The sequence below is a fragment of the Luteibacter sp. UNC138MFCol5.1 genome, from assembly GCF_900110505.1.
Classification (GTDB): Bacteria; Pseudomonadota; Gammaproteobacteria; order Xanthomonadales; family Rhodanobacteraceae; genus Luteibacter.
Window position 1 is genome coordinate 26,045 of record NZ_FODZ01000006.1, and the last position, 26,980, is coordinate 53,024.

Here is a 26,980-nt window from a genome sequence, read left to right on the forward strand (position 1 = left end):
TGGATTATGCCACGCACCCCGGCGGTTATGTACCGCACCCCGTCAAGGGGTTGGGGGCGCCAGGGCACCCCTGCAAGGCCGGATCAGCCGTCGGTGGCGCCCTTGCGACGCGCCTCATAGAACGCCGCCACGAAGTCCTCCAGACCGCCGGCCTCGATGGCGCCACGCAGTCCGGCCATGAGCCTCTGGTAATGACGAAGGTTGTGCATCGTCGCCAGCTGGCTGCCGAGGATCTCGTTGCAACGGTCGAGGTGGCGCAGGTAGGCGCGGGAAAAACCGTTGGCGCAGGCGTAGCAGTCGCAGCCCTCCTCGATCACGCGGGTATCCGTCGCGAACTTCGCGTTACGGATGCGCAGGGTGCCGGCGGCCGTGAAGAGGAAGCCGTTGCGGGCGTTCCGGGTCGGCATGACGCAGTCGAACATGTCGATGCCGCGGCGCACGGCCTCCACGATGTCTTCCGGCCGGCCCACACCCATGAGGTAACGGGGGCGGTCCTTCGGCAACATCGGCAGGGTGAAATCGAGCGTGTGGTTGCGCTCGGCTTCCGGCTCGCCCACGGCCAGGCCACCCACCGCGTAGCCGTCGAAGCCGATCTCGATCAGGCGCTCGGCCGAGCGGCGGCGGAGGTTCTCGAATGTGCTGCCCTGGACGATGCCGAACAGCGCGTTGGGGTTCTTCAGGTCGTCGAAGGCCTGCCGCGAACGCTCGGCCCAGCGCAGGCTCAGCTCCATGGAGTCCGACGCGACGCGCTCCGTCGCGGGATACGGGGTGCACTCGTCGAAGATCATGGCGACGTCGGAGTCCAGCACCTTCTGGATCCGCATCGATTCCTCGGGCGAGAGGAACACCTTCGAGCCGTCGACCGGCGAGGCGAACGTGACGCCTTCTTCGGTGATCTTGCGCTTGTGCGCCAGCGAGAAGACCTGGAAGCCACCGGAATCGGTAAGGATCGGCTTGTCCCAGCCGATGAACTTATGCAGGCCACCGAACTCGCCGACGATCTCCAGGCCCGGGCGCAGGAACAGGTGGAAGGTATTGCCGAGGATGATCTCCGCGCCGGTGTCGAGGACATCGCGCGGGGTCATGGCTTTCACGGAGCCGTAGGTGCCCACGGGCATGAAGGCCGGCGTTTCCACGGTGCCGCGGCCGAAACGGAGACGGCCGCGCCGGGCCGCGCCATCGGTGGCGAGGAGGTCGAAAGGAAGCTGGGTCATCCGCCCATTCTAACCTGCCCGCGTGGAGCGCAGGTTTGCCGATAAGGCATGGCCCAAGGGCGCGCCCGACCTAAAGTTTCGTAAAAACCCGCCGATTCCTTGGGACACAGGAGCGTGCCCACCGAGGGTGCGCCTGGCGCCGGGAGGGCATCCCCCTTGATCATCCAGCCGACCAGTCTCGCTGCCCAGCTCTGGGCCGGCGCGGCCGCGGGCACCACGGCCGCAGCGGACAGCTGGCGGGTCGGGACCCTGCTGTCGGCGCGCATCATGGGGCAGACCGACATCGGCAAGCTGTTGCTCGACATCGGCGGGATGACCGTCGAGGCCGATGCGCCCGGCGGCCAGTTGCCACAGCAGTTCCAGGTGCGCGTGCTGACCCAGGGCGCGCAGCCGCAGCTCGAGATCGTCCCGGGCAACACCGACGAACGCGTTGCCATGCAGGGCCTGCGTGAGCGCCTGCCGCTGCAGAACGGCTACGCGCCTCTGCTCGGCGTCCTCGCGGCGCTCGGTCGCCGCCCCGTCGCGCGGATGCTTCCGGCACCGCTGCGCGCCGCGCTGGCCACCCTCGAAGCCGCCATCAGCAAACCGTCCGACGTCAGTTCGCCGCTTGGCATGAAGGAGGCGATCGCGAAAAGCGGCGCGTTCCTCGAAGCCCATCTCGCGGAGCCGAAGCACGAGACGCCCGCCGCCGACGACTTCAAGGCGGCGCTGCTCGCCCTGCGCCGCGCGCTCGCCGATATTCCCACCGGCCGGCCGGGCACCCAGCTCGCCCGGCCAGCCAGCGACACGCCACCGCCGCTCGTGCAGCGGGCGCTCGTCGCCCAGCCGCGAGCCCCCGAACTCAGCCTCGGCGACGACGACATCGAGGCCGTCGTCGGCCAGCTGCGCACGGACACGCGCGCGGCCCTGTCGCGCGTCGAGATCGCGCAGCTCGAATCGCACCCGCAGGCGGGCGTGTGGATGATCGAAGTGCCGCTCGCCGCCGGGCGCGGCTACGACGTGCTGCAGATTCGTATCGAGGAAGGCCAGCCGCTGCCGGGCGACACCGACGGCCCATGGACGGTGGGTTTCGCCATCGACCCGCCGTCGCTCGGCGCCGTGCAGGGCGAGATCCAGCTCCGCGTGCCGCGCGTTTCCGTGCGCCTGTGGGCACAACGTCCCGAAACGGTCGCGCATCTCGAGAACGCGTTCGTCGTGCTGCGCCGCCTGCTCGAAAAGAGCGGCCTCATCCTCGACCACTTCAGCTGCATGCACGGCCTGCCGACGCCGAGCAGCGCCTACAGCGCCGTCCTGCTGGAAGCTCGCGCATGACAACGGCCCTCCCCTCGCCCCGGCGCAGCGTCACGTTGCGCCTCGCGTCCCCCACGAGCAACGGCAACAGCCAGCGCATCGACGCCCACGGCGTGAAGACGATGCTCGAACGCGCGCAGGCACTAGGCCTCGCACCGCAGCTCGATCCGCAGATCGCGACGCTGCTCGCCGCGGTACGCCTGCGTGACGACGTGCCGCCGGAACTCTACGCGGCACTGTCGGCCGTGGTCGGGACGTTGCTCGCCGCCACGGACGGATAGGCGCGACCGGCGACTTCTTGATCCGGTGGGAAGCGCGCTCGCGCGCGAACGGGTGCTCGCCGCGAGCGCACATCCCAATGACGCATTACGCCATCGTCGAGAGGATCGGACCGGCGACCGCCTTCGAGACGGCGAGACCGCCACCCGGCACAGGCCGATAGGTGTCGGCGGGAATCACGAAGTCGCGGACCTTGATCGCCGCGAGGGCATACGGGTTCGCCTTGTAGTGGTCGCGCAGCAGGTACACGTTTTCGTTATCGACATCCGCATCGCGGACGCTGCGCAACAAGGACATGAACCGCACGTCGCGATCGACCGTTGCGTCGAGGTTCGCGACGGGTGGATGGTCGATGTATCCGGTTACCGTCTCCGTCAGGTAATAGTCGCGACTTCCGTCCCCGTAAGCGTATGCGACCGAGCGATTGAACTCCGTTGCCAGGCAGAGGAGATCAGGTAACTCGTTGAGGCGCGCCTCGAGCCAAGCCGCTTGGTCCGGATCCAGATCTGCATCGACGACCTTGAGCGACTGGCCGTCCTTTCGAAGATCGAACGTCCTCGACACCACATCCGGGCGCTCGACAGCCAGTCGGGCCAGCATAGGAACGAGGGCCTCCGCGAATCGCGTGAAGGCACTCCCCATCCGCAGCTGATCGTTAGCCATGATCGCAGAATCATGTCCCTGCGCTTCATAGCGCTCGTCAAGCGCCTCCGCGTACGCTTTCGAGTCCACGGTCATCAGCGTGTCGCCTGGTCGCCGCCCTTCCCGCATCGCGAGTGCAGCGAAGACCGTACCTTTGGTCGGGACAAGTGACGTATCAGGACCTTTGCATTGGCCTGAACAGGTGACATTCATGACTGGCTCCTTTCGCGGGTTACCAAGGCCGCGTTCGCGTCGATCGACACGTCGTAGACCGGACCGATGGCCATGGTTTCGCAGCCGGGAACCGGTGGGGACGTTGCGCCGGCAGTCGCGGACTGTGCATGGGCGCCGCAGGTGCAGGTCAGCATGAGCAGCGCGACGCCGCTCCAAAGGATATTTCGCTGCATCGAAGGCTCCTCGTGGGACAGGAACCAGCAACGTACGAGGCGGAGGTGTTCGCGTATGTCGGGCGACGGCGCGCGTGTGGGCTGCGGGTCGCCCGCGCTGCGCTGTCGCCAGATTGCCCGCTGCCGCGGGATCGCCGATACGATCGGCTCCCACCAGACTGGGGCCAGGCCTCTTCGGACGAGAAGGTCGCACCGCAGCTAGACCCGCCGATCGCGACGTAGTCGCCTCCAGCGACGGATTGGCACCCAAGGGATTTCTTGATCCTGTGGGAAGCGCGCTCGCGCGCGAACGGGTGCTCGCCGCGAGCGCACATCCCAATGACGCTTTACGCCATCGTCGAGAGCATCGGACCGGCGACCGCCTTCGAGACGGCGAGACCGCCACCCGGCACAGGCCGATAGGTGTCGGCGGGAATCACGAAATCGCGAACCTTGATCGCCGCGAGGGCATACGGGTTCGTCTTGTAGTGGTCGCGCAGCAGGTACACGTTTTCGTTATCGACATCCGCATCGCGGACACTGCGCAACAAGGACATGAACCGCACGTCGCGATCGACCGTCGCGTCGAGGTTCGCCACCGGCGGATGGCCGATGTGTCCGGTTACCGTCTCGGTCAGGTAATAGTCGCGACTCCCGTCACCGTATGCGTATGCGACCGAGCGATTGAATTCCGACACGAGGCTGATCAGCTCTGGCTTATCGTTGAGACGCGCCTCGAGCCACGCTGCTTCTTCGCCGTCCATGTCGGCATCGATCACCTTGAGCGACTGCCCTTCCTTTCGCAGATCGAACGACTTCGCCATCACATCGGGCCGTTCGACAGCGAGCCGAGCCAGCATCGGGACCAAAGTTTCCGCGAAGCGCGTGAACGCGTCGCCCATTCGCACCTGGTCATTAACCATGATGTCCGGATCATGCCCTTGCGCCTCATACCGCTCGTCCAGAGCATCTTCGTACGTCTTCCCATCAATCGCGACCAGTTGGCCTGGCGCGGCGCCAGCGCGGGCAGCGAGTGTGTCGAAGACCGTTCCCTTCGTGGGCACAAGCGAAGTCTCCGCACCTTTGCAGTGTCCTGAAAAGTTCACGTTCATCAGTGGTTCCTCTCGAGAGTCACAGTCTCCTTGCAGACGTGTTGAAACGTCTGATTTCGCTCGATTGCCTTTATCTGGGCGTCCGGGTCGGCGCCGAGCACCACTGCGTGGACCAACGATATCGGGTTGTAAGTGATGTACCAGACGTCGGGATGCTCGAGGCGTGGTTGAACGCGTATCGGTCCGACGACCCCACCACGACACTCCGATATGGACATCGTCGCGCGAGCGACGCCGTGCTCGTCCGTCACAGCATCGATGACACCAACCTCCCAGCTGGTTCCAGTGTTGCCTGCGAATGCCCTGTCGTGAGCGTAGATCCTCACTCGATGACCCGCCCCAAGCCGCGTTTCATGATCACCCTCGAAGGCCGTGACTTCGACCTGCATCTCGCGCGCTACGTTCGCCGCGCCTCGCACCCCCGGTATCAGACCGGGTGCGAGGTGGCTGATGTTTTCATTGCTGTAGTACGACGACACGACCGCATTCGCCTTCGGATCACTGACACGCAACGTGTACGCCGAGTTGGCTTCCGCTTGTTCACCACGGACGCTGACGAACACGGGCCGCGAGGTGTCTACCCGCAACTGTCGGCCCGCACCGAGGGTGCCTGTGCGGTTCGCACCGTCGACTATGTCCGCCGAGATCGAACCGGGCCCCTCCAGCGAAAGAATGGCCTCTCGCTGGTCACTGCGGAACGAAACCAGGTAGTTATCGACATCGCCCGGGTTGTCGAGGTTGGCCGCGATCACCTGACTCCCCTGGAGGGTCGTCGCCTTTGCGAACGCGTCGTTCGGCTCGAAGCGGTCGCTTCCTTCCGATAGCGCGGCCTGAAGCTGGAACGGCACCGTCGCACCACCGGCAGGCCGGCCCACGAGGAGTAGCCAGCGCGTCGACGGAGCGCTCATGGCCTGCACGATGCGATACGAGTCGGTCGAGGCATCCGATGCCACGGCATGTGTCGTGCCGTCGGCATCCACGCGTACGAGGCTGATGTCGTGAAGCGCGCCCTGGGGGAAACCGGCCATGTTGACGTCGAGCTTGATCGACGCGAGGGCCTCGGGCGTGACCATCTGGAAGCAGGCAGTGGTCGCGTTCGCGTCGATCGACGCGTCGTACACCGGGCCGATGGCCATGGTTTCGCAGCCGGGAACCGGTGGGGACGTTGCGCCGGTAATCGCGGACTGTGCGTGGGCGCCGCAGGTGCAGGTAAGCATGAGCAGCGCGACGCCGCTCCAAAGAATATTTCGTTGCATTGAAGGCTCCTCGTGGGACAGGAACCAGCAACGTAGGAGGCGGAGGTGTTCAGGTATGTCGGGCGACGGCGCGTGAGCGGGCTGCGGGTCGCCCGCGCTGCGCTGTCGCCAGATTGCCCGCTGCCGCGGGATCGCCGATGCGATCGGCTCCCACCAGACTGAGGCGAGATTGCCCGCTGTCGCGGGATCGCCGATACGATCGGCTCCCGCCAGACTGAGGCGAGGTTGCCCGCTGCCGCGGGATCGCCGATGCGATCGGCTCCCACCAGATTGGGGTCGCGCCGATTCCTACTCGACGCCCAGTCCGCGGATGCCTGCTGCATGGGCTTCGAAGCCCGCGAGCTCCGCGAAGCGCTTGCCGCGCTCGGCGTAGTCGCGGAACTGGTCGAAGCTCGGGGCGCCCGGCGAAAGCACGACGCAGCCGTCGTCGGCCAGCGCCCGGCGTGCCGTATTCACGGCTTCCGCGAGATCGTTCACGCGGTGGACTCCGCCGATGCCCGCGGCATCGAGCGCGTCGGCGATGCGGCCGCCGTTCGCGCCCTGGCACACGATCGCCGCTGGCGCGTGCGCGCGCATCGCCTCGACGAAGGGTGTCCAGTCGAGGCCGCGGTCGTGACCGCCGACGATCAGGGCCACGCGTTTCGCGCCGACGCTTTCCAGCGCGGCGAGGCTGGCCAGCGGCGTGGTGCTGATCGAGTCGTTGATCCATGCCACGCCATCGCGTGTGCCGAGCGGCTGCAGGCGATGCGGCAGGGGCACGAAGGTGGACAGCGCGGGAGCCGCCGCGCGTGCGTCGAATCCCATGATCTCGAGCGCGGCGAGCGCCGCGCACGCGTTGGTCGCGTTGTGCAGACCGGGAGCCGACACGCGACGCGCTTCGATGATCCGCTCGTCGCCCCGCTGGATCCAGCCGTCGTGCACGTGCCAGCCGGCGGCATCGCCGAAGGTATGCAGGCCCGGGTGCCGCTCGGCCCGCGCCAGCAGATGCGGCTGCCCGGCGTTGACCAGCACGCGCGCGCTCGCCGCCAGGAGCTTGAGCTTGTCGTCGACGTAGCGCTCGCGTGAGCCGTGCCAGTCGAGGTGTTCTTCGTACAGGCTCGTCACCACGCCGAGATCGACGCCGAAGGCCTCGCCGGTCTGGAAGCTCGACAGTTCGATGACCCACAGATCGGCGTGCGACTCGTCGAGTTCGAGGAGCGGCATGCCGATGTTGCCGGCGAGCGCCGTGCGGACGCCGAGCGACCGCGCGAGATGCGCGATCAGCGCCGAGGTCGTGCTCTTGCCCTTGGTGCCCGTCACCGCGATGGTGCGCGCGTCCACGTGACCCGAGAACCAGAGCGCGCTGCCCGAGGTGAAGCGCGTGCCGCGCTCCTTCGCCGCGAGCAGTTCGGGCTTGTACGCCGAGATGCCCGGCGACTTCACGACGATGTCGTAGCTCGCCAGCGCGTCGGCGTCTGGCGCGACCTCGTGCACCAGGACATCGGGAAACGCCGTGCGCGCCGCACCGGCCTCGTCGGCGGCGCAATACAGGTCGACGCGCTGCCCCGGCAGCCGGCGAGCCAGCGCGTGCAACGCGGCGCGACCTTCGCGGCCGAAGCCCCAGACGGCGATGCGCCGTCCTTCCAGATCAGCCCAGCGCATCCAGCGCTCCGCGCAACCGCTCCGGCACGAGGTGCGATGCGCCTGGGGTCAGCCACGGCTCGAGGGCCAGCTCGGCCTTGTCGAGTTGCGGCAGGATCTCGCGGCGGAAGCGCGCGACGAGCGCGTCCTCGCGCCACTCCGGGCGTTCGGCGAGCGCGGCGAGCGCGGCACGCGCTTCCGCGCCCTCGCCCACGCACTCGAACGGCTTGTGGTCCTTGTACTCCAGCAGCGCGTCGAAAGCGCCGGCCAGCGCCTCGTCGTCGAGCAGGTTGCGCCCGAAGATCGACACGAGCCGCGGCTTGGCCATGAACGGCGCGAGCGCGAGGAAAACGAAGTGGCATTTCGGACACTGCCCGCACCAGCGATCCGCGGGCTTGGGCCCAAGGATGCGGAAGTTGCGGTTGCAGCTGGAGAACACGTTGAAATAATCGCCGCCCAGGCGCGCGAACGCGCTGGTCACCGCCAGTTCGGACCACGGCCGCAGCAGCGAGCAGTAATCGAGATCGGCGGCCACGTGCGAATGCAGGTAGTCGTGCAGGGTCTTCTCGAAACCGAAGCCCTTGCTCCACTGGTGGTTCACCTGCTGGCCTTCGTATTCCAGCGTGGCGACCGACGCCGAGCGCTCGTTCGCGAACACGATCGAATCGTAGCCGTAGAGGATGGCCGCCAGCGCGAGGATCGCCGAGTTGATCGCCGTGACCGGAATGTGGCCGTTCCACGCGCCGAGCCGGTTCAGTTCGAACAGGCCCGGTGCGAGTTCGCGCGAGATGTTGAGCGTCGACAGCCCGGTGCGCGCCGCGCACTCCGCGATCAGGGGCGAATTGCCGACCCAGACGGCGGTCGCGTCGGCGCCGATCGACTTCACCGCCTCGACCGCGACCACGGAATCCTTGCCGCCACCGATGGGCAGCAGCGAACGCTTCGGCAGGCCGATGGACGCCGGCGGCGCCGGGCGCGGCGCGGAGAACGGGAAGCGGATGCGGCCGCGCAGGTCAAGGCCGTTGCGATAGGCGAACTCGGCGAGGCCGTGGAGGTAGAGCGCGTCGGCCAGCGTCGCGCTCTCCTCGTCGAGCGGCTCGCCTTCGACGACGATCGTCTCCGGGATGCCCGCCTTGTAGTAGCTGACGCCGGCGACGAGGTGCAGCAGGCGCAGCGCCGCCGCGAAGGCGGCCTCGCGACCGGCGGGCACCGCGGGCGCGCCGGGGAACGTGATGCGCTCGACCAGTTCGGCACCGTCGTCGAACGCGTAAGCGAGTTCGGCGACGCCATCGGCGTACGCATGGCGAACGAACCGGAACGTGCGGCTCTGGCGCGGATCGGAAAGCGGTGACGTCACGGCAGCAGCACCTCGTCGGCCTCGTCGCGCAGGTTGTAGCGCGACGACATCACGGCGCCGTACGCACCACCCTGGGCGATCAGGACCACATCATCCTCCTTCGACTCGGGCAGCCGTCTGTCCGAACCGAGGATATCCCCTGACTCACAGATCGGGCCGACCACCTGGTACATGGTGGTCGCCGGCTCGTCGAGGCGGGAGAGGTTCGCGATCTCGTGCCACGCGTCGTAGAGCGCCGGACGGATCAGGCTGTTCATGCCCGTGTCGAGGCCCAGGTAGCGCACGTTGACGCCCTTCTCCTTCTCCTGCGTGACCTTCGCCAGCAGCACGCCGGCATCGGCCACGAGGTAACGGCCCGGCTCCATCCACAGCTGAAACTGCGGATAGGCCTGGCGCACCGCGGTGAGCACGCGGTCGAGCGCCGCCATGTCGAGGGCGGACTCGCCGGGATGCGAGGGCACGCCGAGGCCGCCGCCGATGTTCAGCACCGTGATCGTGCCGATGCGCTCGGCCAGCGCCGCCAGCTGCGAGTACACCTCGCCCCAGTGCGCATGGTCGAGGATGCCGGACCCCAGATGGGCATGCAGGCCGATGACCTTCGCGCCCGCCGCGTCGGCGAGGCGAAGGAAACGGTCCACGTGTTCGATGGGCACGCCGAACTTGCTGCCCGTGCCGCCCGTCTTGACCTTGTCGTGATGGCCGAGGCCGCGACCGAGGTCGACGCGCAGGACGATCTCGCGGCCCGCGAACAGGTCGCCCCAGTGCTCGATGGGATGCATGGCGTCGATGGTGATCGTCGCGCGCGTCCGCAGCGCCGCCTCGAAATCGCGGCGCGCCGCGAAGTTCGGGGTGAACAGCAGCGGCACGTCGTCCGGCACGGCGGCGGAGACGGCCGCGAGTTCACCCGGCGACACGCATTCGAAGGCGAAGCCTTCCTCCGCCAGCACCTTGAGGATGCCCGGATGGGTGTTGGCCTTGACCGCGTAATGCGCGCGATCGACGGCCTTGAGCGACTTCACGCGGCGCGCCTGCGCGCGCACGGTCGGCAGGTGATAGACGTAACGCGGCGTGCGCTCGTCGGCCAGCGTCAGCAGCGTCGCCCGCGCGCCCTGCCACCAGGCCGCGCCCGGCGCGGCCGTCTCGCCGCTGCCGTACAGCGACTGCCACGACGGGCCGAAGACCATGCTGTCGTCGGTGCGCAACGCTCCCGCGCCGATGAGCAGTTCGTGCAAGCGCGGGAGCATGTCGTCGACCACGTCCTCGTCGACCACGAAGGTGAGGTTGAGGTTGTTCGACGACTGCGAGATCAGGTGCACGCGTAGCTGGCCGAACTCGGCGAGCACGCCCGAGAGCTTGTGCAGCATCGAGCGCATGCCGCGGCCGACCAGCGTGATGGCGGCGCAGGGCGCGATCACCTTCACGCGGCACACGCGCGCCAGGTCGGCGGCGAGCGCCGCGATGGCGTCGGAATCGAGCAGGTTCTCCGTCGGATCGAGCGACACCGTGACGTTCGTCTCGGCGGAACCGATGAGGTCGACGGAAAGGCCGTGGCGCTTGAACGCGTCGAACACGTCGGCGAGGAAGCCGACCTGCTGCCACATGCCCACCGACTCCATCGAGATCAGCGTGATGCCCTTGCGCGCGCTGATCGCCTTGATGCTCGGCGCGTGCTCGCGGACCTCCGGACCGATCGCGGTGCCTTCCAGCTCGGGCCGGTTGGTGTCCTTGATCAGCAGAGGCACGCGGGGTTCGCGCAGCGGCGAAAGGCAGCGCGGATGCAGCACCTTCGCGCCCGTGGAGGCGATTTCCTGGGCTTCCTCGTAGTCGAGGCGTTGCAGGAGGCGCGCACCGGCCACCTGGCGGGGATTCGCGCTGAACATGCCCGCGACGTCCGTCCAGATCTCCACGCGCGCGGCGGCGAGCAGCGCGCCGAAGTACGCGGCGGACGTGTCGGACCCGCCGCGGCCCAGCAACACGGTGCGGCCGGCCTCGTCCTGCGCGATGAAGCCCTGGGTGATGAACACCTCGCCGCGCGACGCCAGCGCCGCGGACAGCGCGGCGTCGTGGTGCGGCTCGACCATCGCCGAGAGCAGTCGGGTACGTTCGTTCTGGTTGGGCAGCGCCACCGAGTGCAGGCACTCGCGCGCGTCCACCCACGTGGTGGGCAGCCCGTGGGCGGAAAGGAACGCGGCACCCAGCGCGCTGGACATCAGCTCGCCGTGCGCCTGCACGCGAGCCTGCCAGGCCAGCTCGCCCAGTTCGGCGGCGCCGGACGCGGCCAGTTCCGCGAGGTCGGCCAGCCGCGCGCCCAGCGTCTCCGGCATCGCCAGGGACATCTCGGCGAGCAGGGCGTGATGGCGATCGGCCAGTGCGGAGGCCGCGTCCGAGCGGCGTTTCGAATCCGTGTGCGTGCAAAGCTGTTTCAGGCCGTCGGTGATGCCGGACAGGGCCGAGACCACGATCAGCACGCGTGCGCCTTCGGCGCGGCGGCTGGCGGCCAGCTCGAGGATATTTCGCCAGCGTGCGGCGGTGGCCACGGAGGTGCCGCCGAACTTCATGACGATCCAGGGCGCGTTGACGGGCAACGGCGCGTTTGCGATTTCGCTCACGGGACTCTTTGTGTCGTGGGAGGGAAGGAATCGATGGGACGTATCCGCCGAAGTGTTGCGCCGCAACGGGAAAAAGGCAAACGAGCGGGGGTGGGAGATGGGAATTGGGCGCGCGATTCCGGCGTTCGCCCGAGGGGGCTGGAAACACAGCGCCTGCCTTGCGCAGTTCGACACGTCTCCGGCCCCCTCGGGCGCGCGCCGGAAATACGCCCCCAATTCCCAACCCCCATCTCCCAGCTCGTCGCGCCCCCAATTCCCACCTCCCAACTCCCATCCCCCACCTCCCAACTCCCATCCCCACCTCCCGCTCATCGCCCCCTTCCCATCCCTCGCGCCGCACGCCATCCTCCACGCCTGCCCCAAACGAACGCCCGCATGGAAACCACCACTTACGCCCGACGCCTCACGCTCATGGACGCGGCCCTCATCGTCGTCGGCGGCATCATCGGCGGCGGCATCTTCCTCAATCCCGGCATCGCCGCGCAGCGCACCGACTCCGGCCTGGTCCTGCTCGCCCTGTGGGTGGGCGGCGGCCTCCTGACGCTGATCGGCTGTCTTTGCTACGCCGAGCTCGGCGCGCGGCGGCCGGAAGCGGGCGGCAGCTACGTGTACCTGCGCGAGGCGTTCGGCAAGCTCGCCGGCTTCCTTTTCGGCTGGACGATGCTGCTGGTGATCTACAGCGGCAGCGCGGCCGCGGTGGCGACGATCTTCGGCAGCTACGCGACCAACGTCTTCGGCCTGTCGCCCACGCTGGTCAAGCCGCTCGCGGTCGGCGCGCTTGTGTTCGTCACCGGCCTGAACCTGTTCGGCATCCGCTTCGGCGCCCAGGTGCAGAACGTCTTCGCGATCCTGAAACTGACGGCGATCGCGGTGCTCGTGGTCACCGGCCTCGCCTTCGCCGGGGCCGGCACCACCCAGGCGATGACGCCGTCGCCGGAGCACCTGGCGGGAAGCCTCGCCGGGGCGCTCCTTCCGGTGCTCTTCGCCTTCTCGGGCTTCAGCTACCTCAACAACCTCGCCGGCGAGGTGCGCGACCCGCAGCGCACGCTGCCGCGCGCGCTGATCCTCGGCATGCTGGTGGTGATCGCCGCGTACGTCCTGACCAATTACGCGTACCTCGCCGTGCTCGGTCACGACGGCCTCGCCACGAGCCAGGCGCCGGCCGCCGACGTGATGAGCCGCGTGTTCGGCGGGGCGGGCGCGAAGCTCATCGCCATCGGCATCGCGATCTCGACGCTCGGCTTCTGCAACATCACGCTCGTCGCCGGTGCGCGCGTGCTCCAGGTGATGGGCGACGACGGCCTGTTCTTCGCCAGCGTCGCGAAGCTGCATCCGCGCTACCGCACCCCGAATATCGCGCTGATGGCGCTCTCCGTCTGGGCCATCGTCCTCGTGCTGGTCGCCAACTACGGCCAGCTCCTCGATTTCGCGACCTTCGGCGACTGGGCCGCCTACGCGGTCACCATCGCCACGCTTTTCTGGTATCGCCGCCACTCGGCCGGGCGCCCCGCGTTCGTCACTCCCGCCTACCCGCTGCTGCCGCTGACCTTCCTCGCCGTGGTGATCGCGGTGGTGGTCGCCTATGCCTGGGACAAGCCCGCGAGCGCGGCCGTCGTGTGCGCCGTGGTGCTCGCAGGACTCCCCGTCTACGCGGTGTGGCGACGCCTGTTCAGTAAAGTCGCTCGCTGATCCCGGGCACGGATGCCACAATGGCCCGGTTCAGCTGAGGAAAGCAGATGGCACAGCAAGGCCCGACGTCGCCCGTACCCGCCCCGACCCGCCAGGACGCCAGTCAGCCGGCGCCCAACGCGGTACGTGAAGGTATCGACCTGATCGTCAACGGCAAGCGCTACCGGCACACCGGCGCGAAGGACATGCCGCTGCTGTGGTACCTGCGCGACGTCCTGCGCCTCACTGGCGCGAAGTACGGTTGCGACCAGGGCGATTGCGGCTTCTGCACCGTCATCATCGACGGCAAGGCGGTCGCCGCCTGCCAGACGAAGATGGAAAAACTGCCCGGCAAGCGCGTCACTACCGTCGAGGGCCTCGCCGCCGACGACGGCACGCTGCACCCGGTGCAGCAGGCGTGGATCGACGAGGACGCCATCCTGTGCGGCTTCTGCCAGCCCGGCCAGATCATGGCCGCCGTCGACCTGCTCTCGCGCCAGAAGAATCCCTCGGACGCCGACATCGACCGGATCGGAAACCTGTGCCGCTGCGGCAGCTATGGCCGCATCCGCAAGGCGATAAAGCGCGCCGCCTCCGCCATGAAGGAACCGAAGGCATGAGCGGCGAGGTCCGTCTCTCGCGTCGCCGTTTCCTCAAGTACGCCGCCGGCACCGCTGGCGCGCTCGTCATCGGCGTCGGCACGGTCGGCGCCGTGGATCGGCCGCCGCCGCTCGGACTGCTCGGCGACGCGTGGTCCCAGGTGGGCCCCTACCTGCGCATCGCCGCGGACGGGCGCATCTACATCGGCGTGCGCGATCCCGACAACGGCGAGGGCACCGCCACCTCCCTGGCCCGCATCATCGCCGAGGAACTCGACGCCGACTGGTCGCAAGTGATCGTCGAACCGCTCGGCCTGGGCATCACGCCGGGCAATGGCCAGCCGAATTTCACCTACGGCCGCCAGCGCAGCGGCGACGCCACCAGCATCCCGGCCGCCTGGGCCGACCTGCGCCAGGCCGGCGCCCTCGGCCGCTGGCTGCTCCTGCAGGCCGCCGCGCGCCGGCTCGGCCTTCCCGCCGACCAGCTGCGCGGCGAAAACGGCTTCGCCATCACCGCCGACGGCCGCCGCCTCTCCTACTCCGACCTCGCGTCGACGGCCGCCACCATCGACGCGCCGTCCACGCCACCGCCGCTGAAGTCGTCCGATCGCTACCGCCTCGTCGGCCAGCCGGCCGGCGACGTCGACGCGCGTGCCGCCGTCACGGGCACGCTGCGCTACGCGTTCGACGAGACGATCGGCGACCCGGTGATCGCCGTGCTCGCGCGCTGCCCGTATCCCGGCGGCACGCTCGACAGCGCCGATCGCGAGGCCGCGAAGAAGATCCCGGGCGTCTACGACGTCATCGACATCACGCCGGAAGCGGGGCAAGCCGCCGGACTCGCGGCGCAGGCCCCCGCCCTCGCGGTGCTGGCCCGCGACACCTGGTCCGCGCTGTCCGGACGCGCCGCGCTGAAGGCGACCTGGAAAGCCGGCGACGAGCCGGAACCCGCGACGTCCGCGCTCGAACAGAAGGCACTCGAAGCGTTCGCGGACGAAGCGGTCGTGCCGAGTACGGTGCGCAACGACGGCGATGTGCTCGCCGCGCGCAAGAAAGCGGCCCGCGCGCTGGAAGCCACGTACTTCCAGCCGTGGATCGCCCACGCGACGGCGGAAACGCCCAACTGCGTGGTGCGTCTCGACCCCGACACCAGCGTGACCGTGATCGCCGCGACGCAGTCGCCGCGCCAGGTCTACGCGGTGGTGCAGCGCATGACTGGGTTCCGCCCGGAACAGATCGACATCCAGGTGCCGCGCGGCGGCGGCGGTTTCGGGCGCAGGCTCGAAGCCGACTACGTCGCGGAGGCCATGGCGATCGCGCTGGCGAAGAAGCCCGACGAGATCCGCAACCGCCCGGTGAAAGTGCTCTGGACGCGCGACGACGACCTGGCACGCGACTACTACCGACCCATGGCCGTGCACCGCCTCAACGCGTCGCTCGACCGCAAGAAGGCCATCGTCGGCTGGCACCAGCGCATGGCGAGCCCCTCGGCGCTCGCGGGGCGCGGCACGCCGGAGAACCGCCTGTGGCAGTCGGAGCTCGTCGCCGACGCCCTGCCCGCCGGCCTCGTGCCGAACTTCCGCAGCGACTGGTATCCGTTGCCGTCGAAGCTCCAGCGCGGCGAGTGGCGCGGTTCACCGCACGTCACGCCGACGTTCGCCAGCGAGAGCTTCATCGACGAACTCGCGCACGCGGTGAAGGCCAACCCGCTCGACTTCCGCCTCGCGCTGCTCGGCGATCCACGCCAGCTGCCCTACGGCGGCCGCGGCGGCCCGATCGATACCGCACGCATGGCCAACGTGCTGCGCCTCGCGGCAGACAAACTCGACTGGAGCCGCTGGCTGCGCAGCGAGAACGGCCTGGGCATCGCCTGCGCGTACGTATTCGGCGCCTACGTGGCGCATGCCGTCGAGGTCGCGCCGACCAACGACGGCATCGACATCCGCCGGGTCGTGTGCGTGGCCGACGTGGGCCGCGCGATCAATCCGCTGGGCCTCGAAGCCCAGCTGCAGGGCGCCACCATGGATGCGCTGTCCACCGCCCTCAACCTCGCCATCACGGTGAAGGACGGTAAGGTGCAGCAGACCGGATTCCGCGACTATCCCATCGCCCCGACGGCGCCCCTGCCGTACGAGGTCGAGACGGTGATCGTGTCGTCCGCCGCGGATCCGTCCGGTGCGAGCGTCGTCGGTGTACCCTCGGCGGCTCCCGCGCTCGCCAACGCCGTGTTCCGCGCCACCGCGGTCCGCGTCCGCCGGCTTCCCCTGCTGCGCGAGCTGGCGCGACTGCGCTAGTTCGTCCCATCCATCCGAGGTATCGCATGACCATCGCATCGTTCACCTCGGAGAAGCCCGCGCCGCGGACCGACGCCGACCTCATCGGCAGCAACAAGCGCTTCTACGACGCGCTGTGGTCGGACGCGAAGCTGTTCTCGCCGGAGCGCTTCAACACCTGGCCGCTGGTGGCGGAGATCGCCGCGCAAACGTCGCGCCGGCTGGAGGTCGCGCCCGGCCTGCGTCCCCGCCTGCCCCTCCCCGGCACGCAGTTCGTCGATCTGAGCCTGCCCGCGCTCGCCGAACTCGGCCGGCACGGCGCGCGCGTCGCCAACGCGATGATCGGCGCCCTGCCGTTTCGCGACGCGTCGTTCGACTTCGTGTGCGCGTTCGACATCCTCGAGCACGTCGTGGACGACGAAGGCGCGCTGGGCGAACTTTCCCGCGTCGCGGAACCGGATGCGCGCCTGCTTCTCTCCGTGCCGCTGGACCCGAACGCCTGGACCGCCTTCGACGAATTCGTCGGGCACTACCGCCGGTACGAGCCGGAGGCGATCCGCGACCTGCTGGCCCGCCACGGGTTCGTCATCGAGCGCAGCGCCGTGTACGGCATGCAGCCGAAATCCTCCCGGCTGCTCGACCTCGGCCAGTATTTCCTCACGCACCAGCGCGCGCGCGCGATGTGGTGGTACAACCGGGTGTTCATGCCGCTCGGGGTCCGTTTCCAGAAGCCGCTGACCTTAACACCCGGCTTCGCGCCGGGCCCCGGGGTCGACGAGGTACTGCTGGTCTGCCGCAAGACCGGAACCTAAATCGAGCAAAAACAGGGGCTTTACACATGGCGCGGCGCAACTGGTTATGATGCGCCACCTTTCCCGTCCCCGGAAGCACGCGGCATGCTCTATCTGATGCACGAATGGCAACGCTCCATGCTCAGCCCGCTGTCGTACTGGGCCGAGGCCGGGGCGAAGATGTTCGGCGATATCGCCAGCCCTTTCGCCCGCGTCCCGGGTGCCGACCGAGCCGCCGCCGGCTACGAACTCATGTACCGGCTCGGCAAGGCGTACGAGAAGCCCGCCTTCGACATCCACAGCGTCCATGCGCACGGGCATGACGTCGCGATCGTCGAGCAGGTCTCCATGGCCAAGCCGTTCTGCACGCTGAAGCGCTTCAAGCGCTTCTCCGACGACCAGGCCACCGTCGACCGGATGAAGAACGACCCGGCCGTGCTGGTGGTGGCGCCGCTTTCCGGGCACCACTCCACCCTGCTGCGCGACACCGTCCGCACGCTGCTGCGCGACCACAAGGTGTACATCACCGACTGGGTCGACGCGCGCATGATTCCGCTCGACGAAGGCTCGTTCTCGCTCGCCGACTACGTGTCGTACATCGAGGAATTCATCCGCCACGTGGGCGCGCATCGCGCGCACGTGGTGTCGGTCTGCCAGCCGACCGTGCCGGTGCTCGCCGCCGTGTCGCTGATGGCGGCGCGCGGCGAGACCACGCCCGCCACGCTCACGCTGATGGGCGGCCCGATCGACACGCGCAAGAGCCCGACCAGCGTCGACAACCTCGCGACCACGCGCCCGCTGTCGTGGTTCCGCAACCAGCTGATCCACAAGGTCCCGTACCAGTACCCCGGTGCCGGCCGCGACGTGTATCCGGGCTTCCTGCAACACGCGGGCTTCCTGGCGATGAATCCCAGCCGCCACGTGATGTCGCATTGGGATTTCTACGAGAACCTGCGCAAGGGCGACCTCGACGACGCCGAGGCGCATCGCAAGTTCTACGACGAGTACAACGCGGTGCTCGACATGCCCGCCGAGTACTACCTCGACACGATCGAAACCGTGTTCCAGGAACACCGCCTGCCCAAGGGCACGTGGGAAGTCCACGGCGAGCTGGTGCAGCCGGCGAAGATCAAGGACACCGCGCTCCTCACCATCGAAGGCGAGCTCGACGACATCTCGGGTCCGGGCCAGACCGAAGCGGCGCACGGGCTGTGCAAGGGCATCGCGAAGAAGCGTCGCAAGCACATCACGGTCGAAGGCGCCGGGCATTACGGCATCTTCAGCGGCCGCCGCTGGCGCGACATCGTCTACCCGGACGTGCGCGACTTCATCAAGGCGTACGACCGCGGCAACAGCAACACCGGCGCGCAGGGCACGCGCAAGGCCTGAGGGCTCCTAGAGCAGGAGCCAGCCGACGAGCCCCATCACCGCGAAGAACGGCAGCGACCACAGGTGGAAGCTGCCATACGCCTTGCGCTCGCCGAGCAACCGCAGGGCGATGAGGTTCGCGAGCGATCCCAGCAGAAGGCCGAAGCCACCCACGTTCACGCCGAACGCGATCACGCGCCAGTCGTGCGAATACTCCGCGAGCAGGATCGCCGCGGGCACGTTGCTCACGGCCTGCGACGCCAGCGCACCGGTGGCGTAGAGGTGCGTCGCCTGGTCCAGCCCCAGGCCGGCCACGAACGAGCGCACGGCGTCGAGGCCCGCGAGCAGGCGCAGGTCGATGAACATGAGGACGAAGGTCAGCAGCAGACCCCAGTCGATGCTGGCGACGACGCGCCGACGCAGCACGAGGAAGACGGCCAGCACGCCGGCCAGTCCCCAGCCCACGTGGCGCAGGTCCGCGAGCAGGATGAAGGGTATGTAGAGCACGGCGGCCGCGAGAAGCATGGTGCGATCCACGCCGTCGTCGGCGCGTTCGTGCACTTCGAGCGGCGACGACGGAAACGCCGCCGCGGTCAGCGCCAGCAGCAACGCCAGCGCGATCCCGGACAGCGGGAGCATCGTCCAGACGAACGCGCCGAACCCGTTGTTCCACTGCTGCCAGAGGAACAGGTTCTGCGGATTGCCGATCGGCGTGAGCATCGAGCCGGAGTTCACCGCGAGCGCCTCGAAGACGACGAGCCGCGTCGCGGGCATGCGCGCGATGCGGCACATGCTCAAGGTCAGCGGCACCATCACGAACAGCGCGACATCGTTCGTGAGCAGCATCGACAGCAGCGCCGTCGCGGCGACGAGCCCGAGCGCCGCGACGCGTCGCGTCGACGTGCGATCGATCAGCCAGCGGCCCGCGATGTCCAGCGCGCCGCTGCTTTCCACGCCCTTGGTCAGCACGAGCAGGCCGGTCAGGGCGCCGATGGTCGGCCAGTCCACGAGGCCGGGCCACTCGCGCAGCCGGCCCGGCAACGCGATCGCGAAGACGATCGCGAGGCCGAGCAGCACGAGGAACAGAAGGTCGCGGCGCAGGTGACGCAGCGAATCGGGCAACCACGTCATCGAACGGATCCTGCCGGGGGATGGCGGATCATAGCGTCACGAGGATGCAGATTTCGTCGAACGGCGCGGTTCCTTACCGCTCCTTCGGAATGTCGACGCGGCCCGTCACGCCCTTCTGGTCGATGTCGCCGCTGCCCAGGCTGCGCACCGTGAAGTTGCCGCGCACGCCGTCGACGTCCACGTCGCCGGAGCCGACCGTGCCGACCTCGACGTTGCCCGTGACGTCGGCGAGCTTCGCCTCGCCCGACCCGACCGAACCGATGCGTACGTCGCCGTTGACGCGACGGGCGGCGAAATCGCCCGAGCCGATGGTATCGATCTGGACCGGGCCGGAACCCTCCAGCGTCATGTCGCCCGACCCGACCTTGCCGCGGAAGGAACCGGTGGTATCGCGCGCCTCGAAGTCGCCCGATCCGACGCTGGCTTCCGCCAGCTGCACACCGCGGGCTTTCGCGTCGCCCGATCCCACGCGCACGTAGACGGGCATGTTCGCCGGCACGCTCGCCTCCACGCGGAGATTCGCATAGTGGTCGCCGAAGCCGGACCAGCCGTTGTGCTTGTTCGTCAGTTCGACGATCAGCGCATCGCCCTCCTTGCTCTGCGTCACGACCAGATCGCCGAGCGCCTCCTGGTCGGACGCGCAGGCTTTGCCACGTACAGTCCCCTTGCCGGACGCCGCGCCACCGGTCACGTGCAGGTCGTTGCTGTTGACGGCGAAGCGGACCGAGCGGACGTCGCGCAGGTCCAGGTCGAGGTTGCGGTCGGCGGAAAACTTGCACGGCGGCTCGTCGGCCATGGCGACGGCGGGCAGCAGCAGGAGCGAAGCGAGGAGCAGAGAACGCATTAGGTGATCCCCTATCGTGGAAGGCGGTGTGCCGGTGATGGATGCCGCTACGCAGGAAAAGGTTGCAACCGCACGTCCTCACGAACCTGAGCGGATGGCAACGGCGTCGTCAACCGCGTCCGGGCCGGCACGTTTTTCCCCGTGCAAGTCCAACCGGGAGACACCCTATGCAACGCAAGACCCTTCTCGCCAGTGCCGCTTCCCTCCTCCTCGCCGGCTCGGCCGCCTTCGCGTATGCGCAGGATGCCGCCCCGCAGGCCCCCGCCGCACCGACCGCCCGTAGCAGCCAGCCGGCACCGCCGCAGCAGGGCCCGAAGTGGGGCCACGGCGACCGCGACCACGGCGGCTGGGCCCGTCACGGCCGCGACGGCGAGCGCGGTGGCGTGATCGGCGACCTTCGCGCCCTGGAGCGCCTGTACGTGACGAGCGGCCGCAGCAAGGAACTGCCGGCGCTCTACAACGAGGTGCTGGCCAAGTCGCAGAACCCGAAGGTCCGCGACTACGCCTATCGCCACCTGGCACGCGCGCAGATGCAGCCGCAGAACGTCGACGCGGCGATCGCGACGATGCGCAAGAGCCTGGACGAGAGCCTCGCCCAGGACCAGAAGCGTCACCAGGCGATGGAAGCCTTCAGGCAGCGGATGCAGCAGCGCGCTTCGGCGGGCGGCACGTCCAGCAAGTAAGACGTGACAGGAACGGGGCCTTCGGGCCCCGTTCTTTCATCCAGCCGACCGAACGGCGAGAGCCGGTCGCATCGGCGAGGTCACGCACCCTCGCGCTTCACCCGCACCCACAGCGCTTCCTGCGCTTCAAGCGAATACGACGACAGCTCACGCCCTTCCGATGCCGCGATCGCCTCCATCGCGCGGAAGCGACGCTCGAACTTCGCATTGGCGCCGCGCAGCGCGCGCGATACGTCCACCTTCGCATGCCGCGCGAGATTCGCCGCGACGAACAGTACGTCGCCGATCTCGTCCGCGAGGCGCTCCTCGTCGGCACCATGATCGAACTCGTGGCGCACTTCCTCGATTTCTTCGGCGATCTTGTCGAGCACCGGCCGGTGGTCCGGCCAGTCGAAGCCGACGTTGGCCGCGCGCTTCTGCAGCTTCACCGCGCGCTGCCATTCCGGCAGGCCGCGCGAGATACCGGCCAGGGCGCTGGTATCTTCGCCGCCCTTCGCGGCGCGCTCCTCGGCTTTCAGGCGATCCCAGTCGCGTGAACGCGCCGCGTCGCTCTCGTGCGTGACGTCGCCGAACACGTGCGGATGGCGCCGCTCCATCTTGTCGCAGATCGCGGCCACGACGTCGCCGAACGCGAAATCGCCGGCCTCTTCCGCCATGCGCGCGTGGAACACCACCTGCAGCAGCAGGTCGCCGAGCTCGTCGCGCAGGTCGTGCATGTCGCCGCGATCGATGGCGTCGGCGACTTCATACGCTTCCTCGATCGTGTAGGGCGCGATGGTGGCGAAGGACTGGCGAACGTCCCACGGGCATCCGTTCACCGGATCGCGCAGACGGGCCATGATGGCGATCAGTTCCTCGACGTGTCGCGTCACGCGTCGTCCTCGGGATCGATGAGTCGCGCGGCCCAGTCCACGGTCGTATCGCCGCAGGCGATGAATTCCGGATTGATGAGCGAATCGCGCGTGTTGTAACGGAACGGACGCCCCGCGAGATCCAGCACCGCGCCGCCGGCTTCTTCCAGCACGCACTGCGCCGCCGCGGTGTCCCATTCGGACGTCGCGCCGAGGCGCAGGTAGATGTCGGCGTCGCCGCGGGCGATCACGCAGAATTTCAGCGACGAGCCCAGCGCGAAGGTTTCATGCTCGCCGAGACGGTCGAGCAGCGCCATCGTGCGACCCGTACCGTAGGAACGGCTTCCGGTCACCATCAGCAGGCCGTCGGCACGTCGCGTGGCGAGGCGCTCGCGCCGCCCTTCCGGCATGCGCTGGCGCCAGGCGCCCGCGCCACGCGTGGCGGCGTACAGATCACCGGTGACGGGCGCGAGCACCACGCCGAGCACGCTGCGGTGATCCTCGACGAGCGAGATGTTCACGGTGAACTCCCCGTTGCGCTTGACGAACTCGCGCGTGCCGTCGAGGGGATCCACCAGCCAGTGCCGTCGCCACGTGCGGCGCTCGGACCACGGCGCCGCGAGGGCTTCCTCGGAAATCACGGGAATGCCCGGCGCCAGGGCGTGCAGGCCTTCCTCGATGACCCGCTGGGCGGCGAGATCGGCGGCGGTGACCGGCGAATCGTCCTCCTTGCAGATCACCTCGAACTCCTGCGCGTAGACGGCGAGGATCGCGTCGGCCGCGCGGCGCGCGATCGCGCAGACGGGATCGAGCCACTGGTCGAGCGGCACGCTCACGCGGGGCGGTAGCGGCCGGCGAGATACTCGCGAGCCATGAACAGCGCCGCGATGGAGCGGCCTTCCGTGACGTCGTCGCGGGCGATCAGTTCATGCAGGTTGTCGATGCGCCAGGGCACCACTTCGAGCTCTTCCGGCTCGTCGCCCTGTAGCCGCTCCGGATAGAGATCCTCGGCCAGCACGACGTGTGCGAGATGGGTCATGTACGAGGGCGACATCGACAGCGTGCCGAGGATCTTCAGCTTGCGCGCGCCGTAGCCGACTTCTTCCTTCAGTTCGCGATCCGCGCCCTGCTCGGCCGTCTCGTCGCGGTCGAGGCGGCCTTTCGGCACGCCCAGCTCGTAGCGATCGACACCCACGCCGTATTCGCGCACCAGCAACACCGTTTCCGGGTCGCGCATCGCGACGATCAGCACCGCGCCGAACCCGCTGCCCTTCAGCCGCTGGTACGTGCGGCGCTCGCCGTTCGAGAACTCCAGGTCCACCTCTTCGGCCTTGCGGAGGGCACTGTCGGGCGCGTCGCGCGTCGCGAGGATCGTCGGTCGTTTGTTCATCGGTCGATTGTAGCGCCGGTCAGCCTCGCGAGCGCTTCCGCGTGGATGGCCGGGGTTCCGGCGAGCACGCTGCGCGATTCGAGGGTCAGTGCCCCGCCGTGGATATCGGTGAAGACGCCGCCCGCCTCGCGCACGATGACCGCGAGCGCCGCCACGTCGAGGATGCTCACGTCGGATTCCACCACGAGGTCGAGGCCGCCGCGCGCCAGCAGGTGGTAGTGGCAGAAATCGCCGTAACCGCGAATGCGGTTGCTGTCGCGGATCATGGCGCCGAGCGCGTTCCAGCGCGCGTCGCCGGTCAGCGTTTTCACATTGCCGGTGGAGATGGACGCGTCGCGCATCGCCGCCGTGGAGGCCACCTGGACGCGTTCGCCGTCGAAGTAGGCGCCGCGCCCCCGCACGGCCCACATGCGTTCACCGTAGACCGGCGCCGACGACACGCCGAGCACGAGCTCGCCGCGATGCATCAGCGCGATCTGCGTGGAGAAGAACGGCGTCCTGCGCACGAAGCTCTTGGTGCCGTCGAGCGGATCGACCAGCCACAGGTACTCGCGCGAGGTATCGTCCGCGCCGTACTCCTCGCCGTAGATGCCCGCCTCGGGCAGAGCGGCGGAGAGGATGCCGCGGATCGCGAGCTCGGCTTCGCGGTCCGCGACGGTCACGGGCGTGTCGTCGCCCTTGACGATCACGTCCACGCCGGCGCGCCAGTAATGCAGGATGATCTCCGCGGCCGCACCGGCCGCGTCGCGCGCGGCGCCCAGCGCCTTGTCGAGAATGTCGGTCATGGCTCGATCCGGGGCGCGAGGCCCGCCTTGCGTTGCAGGTTGACGGAACCGTCCCGGGCCACGGGGCCGAAACGGGCGATCAGGCGCGTCAGCGCGCTGTCGGACACGCGGGGGACGAGCTTTCCTTCCATCCGCCAGCCGAGGGGCGACGCGGCGAGCACCGCGTCCACGGCCAGCGAGCCGGAGCCATCGTCGCCCACGGTGGCGCGCATGACGCCCGAGGCGACGTTCGCCTTCAGGGCGATGCCGCCGAGCGTCACGTCCCCTTCGGGCGTGCGCACGGAGGCCTTGCGCCACGCGACGTCCGCGTCCAGCGCGACGGGCCAGTTGCCCTGCAGCTCGGCGCGGGGAACGCGCCCCTCGACGACACCCGCGGGCACCGTGCCGGCCGGCAACATGGCGCCGGCCACCGCCGCCGCGTCGAGGCGGAAATCGACGGCGGACCATGTCACGACGTCCGGTCCGGTGCGGTCGAGGTGGCCGTCGAACCGGCCGGCGCGGCCGTCCAGGTGAAGATCGAGGTGGATGCGGCCCAGGATCGCGTCACGCCCGAGACGCCAGGTCGCGGCACCGAGTTCCCGCCCGTCGGCCGTGGCCACGCGACCCGCGCGGCCGTCCCACAGCGTGCCGGAGAGGTCGCCCAGCACCAGGCCCGGCGCCTTGCGCGCCAGCAGCGGCACCGCGATCCCGGCCGGCAGGAACCAGTAGAAGACACCCGCGGCGGCCACGAGGAGCACGACGATCGCGGCGAACCAACGAAACCCTCTCAAACCATCACCTCACCTCTCGACTTGAGCACGGAAGAACGCGGGGCGATCATGGGCGGATGACCGATGCCCTTTTCACGTCCCCGGCGAGCGACGCCTTCGTCGCCCGCGACCTCTCCGTCCTCTGGCACCCGTGCACCCAGATGCACGACCACGAAACCCTGCCCATGGTACCCGTCGTGCGCGGCGAAGGGGCGTGGCTGGTGGGCGCCGACGGCAAGCGCTACCTCGACGCCGTGAGCTCGTGGTGGACGAACCTCTTCGGCCACGCCGAACCCCGGATCGGCGCGGCGCTCAAGGACCAGCTCGACCGCCTGGAGCACGTGATCTTCGCGGGGTTCACCCACGAGCCCGCCGTCGAACTCGCCGAGGAACTCGTGCGCATCACGCCTCCCGGCCTCGAGCGCGTGTTCCTCGCCGACAACGGCTCCGCGGCCATCGAGGTCGCGCTGAAGATGAGCTTCCATTACTGGCTCAATCGCGGCCATGGCGAGAAGACACGCTTCATCGCGCTCACGGGCAGCTACCACGGCGAGACGCTGGGCGCGCTCTCCGTCAGCGACGTGGCGCTCTACCGCAAGACCTACGCTCCGCTGCTCCTCACGCCGGAACTCGCGCCCTCGCCGGACACGTACGAAGGCGAACCCGGCGAATCGCCGAGCGAGATCGCCGCGCGGCGCCTCGGCGAGATGCGCGCGATCCTGGAAAAGCACGCACACGAGACCTGCGCCGTCATCGTCGAGCCGCTGGTGCAGTGCGCGGGCGGGATGCGCATGTACGACGCGTCGTATCTCACCGGCCTGCGCGCGCTCTGCGACGAGTTCGGCGTGCACTTCATCGCCGACGAGATCGCCGTGGGCTTCGGCCGCACGGGCACCCTGTTCGCGTGCGAGCAGGCCGGCGTCTCGCCCGACTTCATGTGCCTGTCGAAGGGGCTCACGGGCGGATTCCTCCCGCTCTCGGCGGTCCTGACGACGCAGGATGTCTACCAGGCCTTCTACGCCGAATACGCGGCCGGCAAGGCATTCCTGCACTCGCACAGCTACACCGGCAACCCGCTCGCGTGCCGCGCGGCGACGGCGACGCTGAAGATCTTTCGCGACGACCCCGTGCTGGAGCGCAACCGCGCGCTCGCCGCGCACATGGCCGCGCGCATCGCGCCGCTGGCGGATCATCCGCACGTCGGCGACGTGCGCCAGACGGGCATGATCGCCGCCATCGAGCTCGTCGCCGACAAGGCCGCGCGCACGCCGTTCCCCGCCGCCGACCGGCGCGGTCTTCGCGTCTACCGCCACGGTCTCGAGCACGGCGCGCTGCTACGTCCGCTCGGCAACATCGTCTATTTCATGCCGCCTTACGTCGTCACGGAGGACGAGATCGACTTCATGGTCGATACGGCGATCGCGGGCATCGCGAAAGCGGTGGCCTAGAGTCGGGAGAGACCGACGGGTAGCGTGCCGAGGCGCGCCATCTCGCCCTCGTCGAACTGGCCGGGGTCGGCGAGGTAATCCAGCGCGAAGGCGTGCGCGTCGGCGCCCCAGAACAGCTCCTCGCCGATCGCGAGCGTCGGCACGCCGAACACCTGCTGGCGCGTCGCGTGTTCGAAATTGACCTGGAGCGCCGCCTTCACCTCGGGTGTCGAAAGCGCCCCGCGCACATCGTCGATGCCGAGCGACGCCGCGAGGGGTGCGATCGCCTCCGGCGTGTCGGCGGCGCGGCCATGCGCCCAGATCCAGTCGAAGATCGCGCCGACGGCCCCGATGGTGGTACCCGCCGCGATCGCGAGGCGCAGGGCCGGCAGCGGGTTGAAGGGATGGGTCGGCGGAAACGTCAGCGGCATGCCCGCCTGCCGGGCACGCCAGTGCGCGTAGCGGTACGTGAACTCGCGCTTGCGCGGGATTTCGGCGGGGCCCCGGTGGTCCATCTGCTTCAGCAGCGCGCCGAAGAGGATCGGACGCAGCGATACCTCGCGCGTCGCGGCCAGCTCGCGGACCGACGGCCATTGCAGCCACGCGAACGGCGATACGAAATCGAAGTACCAGACGATCGGCATGGGGGACTCCAT

The 26,980-nt window shown here is 68.8% G+C and carries 25 protein-coding genes; 9 read left to right on the forward strand and 16 right to left on the reverse strand.

The window, feature by feature from the left end:
- Positions 1 to 83: 83 nt before the first annotated feature.
- Positions 84 to 1,214 (reverse strand): tRNA guanosine(34) transglycosylase Tgt, encoded by a 1,131-nt coding sequence (gene tgt, locus BMY69_RS15980; protein ID WP_090180092.1) that lies wholly within the window; start codon positions 1,212 to 1,214, stop codon positions 84 to 86.
- Positions 1,215 to 1,370: 156 nt separating this feature from the next.
- Between tgt and BMY69_RS15985 the strand changes: the two genes are divergently transcribed.
- Positions 1,371 to 2,525: a flagellar hook-length control protein FliK gene (locus tag BMY69_RS15985; protein WP_090180094.1), complete on the forward strand. Its 1,155-nt coding sequence runs from the start codon at positions 1,371 to 1,373 to the stop codon at positions 2,523 to 2,525.
- Entirely contained in the window at positions 2,522 to 2,785 is a 264-nt protein-coding gene (locus BMY69_RS15990) for a hypothetical protein (RefSeq protein ID WP_090056991.1), read from the forward strand. Before BMY69_RS15985 ends, BMY69_RS15990 begins: the two co-directional genes overlap by 4 nt.
- A gap of 85 nt (positions 2,786 to 2,870) precedes the next feature.
- On the opposite strand, the gene BMY69_RS15995 is transcribed toward BMY69_RS15990, so the two are convergent.
- From BMY69_RS15995 to BMY69_RS16025, 7 genes are all read right to left on the reverse strand, one after another.
- A complete protein-coding gene (locus BMY69_RS15995) occupies positions 2,871 to 3,638 on the reverse strand; it encodes a hypothetical protein (RefSeq protein WP_143070496.1) in 768 nt (255 codons plus the stop codon).
- On the reverse strand, positions 3,635 to 3,832 hold the full coding sequence (locus tag BMY69_RS16000; protein WP_090180100.1) for a hypothetical protein: 198 nt from the start codon (positions 3,830 to 3,832) through the stop codon (positions 3,635 to 3,637). Before BMY69_RS16000 ends, BMY69_RS15995 begins: the two co-directional genes overlap by 4 nt.
- A 326-nt stretch (positions 3,833 to 4,158) precedes the next feature.
- The gene (locus tag BMY69_RS16005) at positions 4,159 to 4,923 is read right to left on the reverse strand and encodes a hypothetical protein (protein ID WP_143070497.1); all 765 of its coding nucleotides are present in this window, start codon (positions 4,921 to 4,923) and stop codon (positions 4,159 to 4,161) included.
- On the reverse strand, positions 4,923 to 6,179 hold the full coding sequence (locus BMY69_RS16010; RefSeq protein ID WP_090180107.1) for a hypothetical protein: 1,257 nt from the start codon (positions 6,177 to 6,179) through the stop codon (positions 4,923 to 4,925). The genes BMY69_RS16005 and BMY69_RS16010 overlap by 1 nt, the downstream gene beginning before the upstream one ends.
- Positions 6,180 to 6,467: 288 nt before the next feature.
- Positions 6,468 to 7,820, reverse strand: a complete 1,353-nt coding sequence (gene murD / locus BMY69_RS16015) for a UDP-N-acetylmuramoyl-L-alanine--D-glutamate ligase (protein ID WP_090180110.1) — start codon at positions 7,818 to 7,820, stop codon at positions 6,468 to 6,470.
- Entirely contained in the window at positions 7,807 to 9,156 is a 1,350-nt protein-coding gene (murL, locus tag BMY69_RS16020) for a UDP-N-acetyl-alpha-D-muramoyl-L-alanyl-L-glutamate epimerase (protein WP_090180112.1), read from the reverse strand. The genes murD and murL overlap by 14 nt, the downstream gene beginning before the upstream one ends.
- Entirely contained in the window at positions 9,153 to 11,765 is a 2,613-nt protein-coding gene (locus BMY69_RS16025; protein WP_255364586.1) for a bifunctional aspartate kinase/diaminopimelate decarboxylase, read from the reverse strand. The genes murL and BMY69_RS16025 overlap by 4 nt, the downstream gene beginning before the upstream one ends.
- A 375-nt stretch (positions 11,766 to 12,140) precedes the next feature.
- On the opposite strand from BMY69_RS16025, the gene BMY69_RS16030 reads away from it, so the two are divergent.
- The 5 genes from BMY69_RS16030 to phaZ all read left to right on the forward strand — a co-directional run bounded on the left by BMY69_RS16030 (position 12,141) and on the right by phaZ (position 18,485).
- On the forward strand, positions 12,141 to 13,454 hold the full coding sequence (locus BMY69_RS16030; RefSeq protein WP_090180114.1) for an APC family permease: 1,314 nt from the start codon (positions 12,141 to 12,143) through the stop codon (positions 13,452 to 13,454).
- A gap of 47 nt (positions 13,455 to 13,501) precedes the next feature.
- Positions 13,502 to 14,053, forward strand: a complete 552-nt coding sequence (locus BMY69_RS16035; RefSeq protein ID WP_090180117.1) for a (2Fe-2S)-binding protein — start codon at positions 13,502 to 13,504, stop codon at positions 14,051 to 14,053.
- A complete protein-coding gene (locus tag BMY69_RS16040; protein WP_090180120.1) occupies positions 14,050 to 16,326 on the forward strand; it encodes a xanthine dehydrogenase family protein molybdopterin-binding subunit in 2,277 nt (758 codons plus the stop codon). Before BMY69_RS16035 ends, BMY69_RS16040 begins: the two co-directional genes overlap by 4 nt.
- A 26-nt stretch (positions 16,327 to 16,352) precedes the next feature.
- Positions 16,353 to 17,117: a class I SAM-dependent methyltransferase gene (locus BMY69_RS16045; RefSeq protein ID WP_090180122.1), complete on the forward strand. Its 765-nt coding sequence runs from the start codon at positions 16,353 to 16,355 to the stop codon at positions 17,115 to 17,117.
- Between the two features lie 84 nt (positions 17,118 to 17,201).
- Positions 17,202 to 18,485, forward strand: coding sequence for a polyhydroxyalkanoate depolymerase (gene phaZ, locus BMY69_RS16050; RefSeq protein WP_090056972.1), 1,284 nt, complete (start codon positions 17,202 to 17,204; stop codon positions 18,483 to 18,485).
- Between the two features lie 6 nt (positions 18,486 to 18,491).
- On the opposite strand, the gene BMY69_RS16055 is transcribed toward phaZ, so the two are convergent.
- Both BMY69_RS16055 and BMY69_RS16060 read right to left on the reverse strand, forming a co-directional pair.
- Positions 18,492 to 19,595 (reverse strand): SLC13 family permease, encoded by a 1,104-nt coding sequence (locus BMY69_RS16055; RefSeq protein ID WP_090180125.1) that lies wholly within the window; start codon positions 19,593 to 19,595, stop codon positions 18,492 to 18,494.
- A gap of 73 nt (positions 19,596 to 19,668) precedes the next feature.
- Positions 19,669 to 20,439: a DUF4097 family beta strand repeat-containing protein gene (locus tag BMY69_RS16060; RefSeq protein WP_090056968.1), complete on the reverse strand. Its 771-nt coding sequence runs from the start codon at positions 20,437 to 20,439 to the stop codon at positions 19,669 to 19,671.
- A 167-nt stretch (positions 20,440 to 20,606) separates the two neighbouring features.
- Here BMY69_RS16060 and BMY69_RS16065 point away from each other — a divergent pair, with 167 nt between their 5' ends.
- Positions 20,607 to 21,122 (forward strand): hypothetical protein, encoded by a 516-nt coding sequence (locus BMY69_RS16065; protein WP_090180128.1) that lies wholly within the window; start codon positions 20,607 to 20,609, stop codon positions 21,120 to 21,122.
- 80 nt (positions 21,123 to 21,202) lie between these two features.
- Here BMY69_RS16065 and mazG read toward each other — a convergent pair whose 3' ends face one another.
- From mazG to gspN, 5 genes are read right to left on the reverse strand one after another with little or no spacing between them, the layout of a single operon-like run.
- Positions 21,203 to 21,994: a nucleoside triphosphate pyrophosphohydrolase gene (gene mazG / locus BMY69_RS16070; RefSeq protein WP_255364587.1), complete on the reverse strand. Its 792-nt coding sequence runs from the start codon at positions 21,992 to 21,994 to the stop codon at positions 21,203 to 21,205.
- Positions 21,991 to 22,809: a 3'(2'),5'-bisphosphate nucleotidase CysQ gene (gene cysQ / locus BMY69_RS16075; protein ID WP_255364588.1), complete on the reverse strand. Its 819-nt coding sequence runs from the start codon at positions 22,807 to 22,809 to the stop codon at positions 21,991 to 21,993. The genes mazG and cysQ overlap by 4 nt, the downstream gene beginning before the upstream one ends.
- Positions 22,806 to 23,363, reverse strand: coding sequence for an ADP compounds hydrolase NudE (gene nudE, locus BMY69_RS16080; protein WP_090056962.1), 558 nt, complete (start codon positions 23,361 to 23,363; stop codon positions 22,806 to 22,808). Before nudE ends, cysQ begins: the two co-directional genes overlap by 4 nt.
- Complete coding sequence (locus tag BMY69_RS16085) at positions 23,360 to 24,148, reverse strand: inositol monophosphatase family protein (RefSeq protein WP_090056961.1); 789 nt, start codon at positions 24,146 to 24,148, stop codon at positions 23,360 to 23,362. Before BMY69_RS16085 ends, nudE begins: the two co-directional genes overlap by 4 nt.
- Entirely contained in the window at positions 24,145 to 24,918 is a 774-nt protein-coding gene (gene gspN / locus BMY69_RS16090) for a type II secretion system protein N (RefSeq protein WP_090180130.1), read from the reverse strand. The genes BMY69_RS16085 and gspN overlap by 4 nt, the downstream gene beginning before the upstream one ends.
- Positions 24,919 to 24,974: 56 nt before the next feature.
- Here gspN and BMY69_RS16095 point away from each other — a divergent pair, with 56 nt between their 5' ends.
- Positions 24,975 to 26,345: an adenosylmethionine--8-amino-7-oxononanoate transaminase gene (locus BMY69_RS16095; RefSeq protein WP_090180133.1), complete on the forward strand. Its 1,371-nt coding sequence runs from the start codon at positions 24,975 to 24,977 to the stop codon at positions 26,343 to 26,345.
- Here BMY69_RS16095 and BMY69_RS16100 read toward each other — a convergent pair.
- Positions 26,342 to 26,968 (reverse strand): 2-hydroxychromene-2-carboxylate isomerase, encoded by a 627-nt coding sequence (locus BMY69_RS16100; protein WP_090180135.1) that lies wholly within the window; start codon positions 26,966 to 26,968, stop codon positions 26,342 to 26,344. The two genes, BMY69_RS16095 and BMY69_RS16100, sit on opposite strands and share 4 nt — an antisense overlap.
- Positions 26,969 to 26,980 lie beyond the last annotated feature (12 nt).

Coding starts and splice junctions, on each gene's coding strand:
- BMY69_RS16095 (WP_090180133.1), top strand. CDS start 24,975: ATGACCGATGCCCTTTTCACGTCCCCGGCGAGCGACGCCTTCGTCGCC.
- BMY69_RS16030 (WP_090180114.1), top strand. CDS start 12,141: ATGGAAACCACCACTTACGCCCGACGCCTCACGCTCATGGACGCGGCC.
- BMY69_RS15995 (WP_143070496.1), bottom strand. CDS start 3,638: ATGAATGTCACCTGTTCAGGCCAATGCAAAGGTCCTGATACGTCACTT.
- BMY69_RS16055 (WP_090180125.1), bottom strand. CDS start 19,595: ATGACGTGGTTGCCCGATTCGCTGCGTCACCTGCGCCGCGACCTTCTG.
- BMY69_RS16000 (WP_090180100.1), bottom strand. CDS start 3,832: ATGCAGCGAAATATCCTTTGGAGCGGCGTCGCGCTGCTCATGCTGACC.
- BMY69_RS16005 (WP_143070497.1), bottom strand. CDS start 4,923: ATGAACGTGAACTTTTCAGGACACTGCAAAGGTGCGGAGACTTCGCTT.
- BMY69_RS16010 (WP_090180107.1), bottom strand. CDS start 6,179: ATGCAACGAAATATTCTTTGGAGCGGCGTCGCGCTGCTCATGCTTACC.
- BMY69_RS16045 (WP_090180122.1), top strand. CDS start 16,353: ATGACCATCGCATCGTTCACCTCGGAGAAGCCCGCGCCGCGGACCGAC.
- BMY69_RS16100 (WP_090180135.1), bottom strand. CDS start 26,968: ATGCCGATCGTCTGGTACTTCGATTTCGTATCGCCGTTCGCGTGGCTG.
- BMY69_RS15990 (WP_090056991.1), top strand. CDS start 2,522: ATGACAACGGCCCTCCCCTCGCCCCGGCGCAGCGTCACGTTGCGCCTC.
- BMY69_RS16065 (WP_090180128.1), top strand. CDS start 20,607: ATGCAACGCAAGACCCTTCTCGCCAGTGCCGCTTCCCTCCTCCTCGCC.
- phaZ (WP_090056972.1), top strand. CDS start 17,202: ATGCTCTATCTGATGCACGAATGGCAACGCTCCATGCTCAGCCCGCTG.
- tgt (WP_090180092.1), bottom strand. CDS start 1,214: ATGACCCAGCTTCCTTTCGACCTCCTCGCCACCGATGGCGCGGCCCGG.
- BMY69_RS16040 (WP_090180120.1), top strand. CDS start 14,050: ATGAGCGGCGAGGTCCGTCTCTCGCGTCGCCGTTTCCTCAAGTACGCC.
- murD (WP_090180110.1), bottom strand. CDS start 7,820: ATGCGCTGGGCTGATCTGGAAGGACGGCGCATCGCCGTCTGGGGCTTC.
- BMY69_RS16035 (WP_090180117.1), top strand. CDS start 13,502: ATGGCACAGCAAGGCCCGACGTCGCCCGTACCCGCCCCGACCCGCCAG.
- nudE (WP_090056962.1), bottom strand. CDS start 23,363: ATGAACAAACGACCGACGATCCTCGCGACGCGCGACGCGCCCGACAGT.
- BMY69_RS16085 (WP_090056961.1), bottom strand. CDS start 24,148: ATGACCGACATTCTCGACAAGGCGCTGGGCGCCGCGCGCGACGCGGCC.
- BMY69_RS16060 (WP_090056968.1), bottom strand. CDS start 20,439: ATGCGTTCTCTGCTCCTCGCTTCGCTCCTGCTGCTGCCCGCCGTCGCC.